Raw genomic sequence first — 1,124 nt, forward strand, 5'->3', positions numbered from 1 at the left:
CGTGCCGGGGTTGAAGGGACCGGCACCTACGGAGCGGGCTTGGCCCGCGTGCTGCGCGATCATGAGATCGAGGTCCTTGAAGTCAATCGTCCCGATCGCGCGATGCGCCGCTCCCGAGGGAAGTCCGATCCCACTGATGCCGAAAACGCCGCGCGTGCGGTCCTCGCCGGAAGGGCCACTGCTATTCCTAAGGAACAGTCCGGTGCCGCCGAGGCGATGCGCGCAGTCTCCGTCGCGAGGCGCAGTGCGGTCAAGGCAAAGACGCAGGCTATCAATCAGTTACGAGCTTTACTCGTAAGCGCTCCCCAGGAAATTCGTGAGCGTCTTCTGAAAGTGAAGACAGCAGAATGCGTTGAGGGTTGCGCCCGTCTTCGCTCGTTGGGCAAAACGCCAGTATTGCAAACGCTCACGACCACACTGCGTTTGCTGGCGAAGCGTTGGCTGATGCTGGCAGAGGAGCTCAAAGCACTCGACACAATGCTTGACAGCCTGACCAGCCAGCATGCCAGACGACTTCGCGAACGATTCGGCATCGGCCCGCAGACCGCTGCAGTATTGATTGCCGTCGCGGGCGACAATCCCGAACGCCTGAAAAGTGAAGCGGCGCTAGCGGCACTCTGTGGCACGAGTCCATTGCAGGCGTCGTCCGGCAAGACGGTCCGGCATCGTTTGAACCGAGGTGGTGACCGGTCGGCGAACAACGCCTTATGGACTATTGCTATGGTTCGGATGCGCAGCGATCCACGTACCCGGGCCTATGTCGATCGACGGACGAAAGAAGGCATGTCGAACAAGGAAATCCACCGCTGCCTGAAACGCTATATCGTCCGGGAGTTGTACCCGCTCATTCTGGCCGATCTTGCCGATTCGACGGCCGCCGCTTGACATAGGAGCGTCAATTCGGTGATGGAAAGATTCTTCCTGAACCTCAAAATGGAGCGTGTGTGGCAGCGTCAGTACGCCAACCACGATGAGGCTCGGCGCGATATCAACCAGTACATCGTCGCTTTCTACAATCCGGTGCGCTTGCACTCCACGCTGGGCTATCTGTCGCCCGCCGCTTACGAGGCGAATCCGATAGCAAAAGAACCTATCTGCCTGTCCGAAATTAGTTGACCACTACA

Annotated in this window: 1 pseudogene; it reads left to right on the forward strand. The window is 59.0% G+C overall.

Annotated elements, in window-relative coordinates:
• A pseudogene (locus VSR72_RS43975) lies at window positions 1-1,116 on the forward strand (IS110 family transposase); the annotation flags it as partial.
• Window positions 1,117-1,124: the final 8 nt, after the last annotated feature.

The sequence above is a fragment of the Paraburkholderia sp. JHI869 genome (assembly GCF_038900775.1).
Classification (GTDB): Bacteria; Pseudomonadota; Gammaproteobacteria; order Burkholderiales; family Burkholderiaceae; genus Paraburkholderia.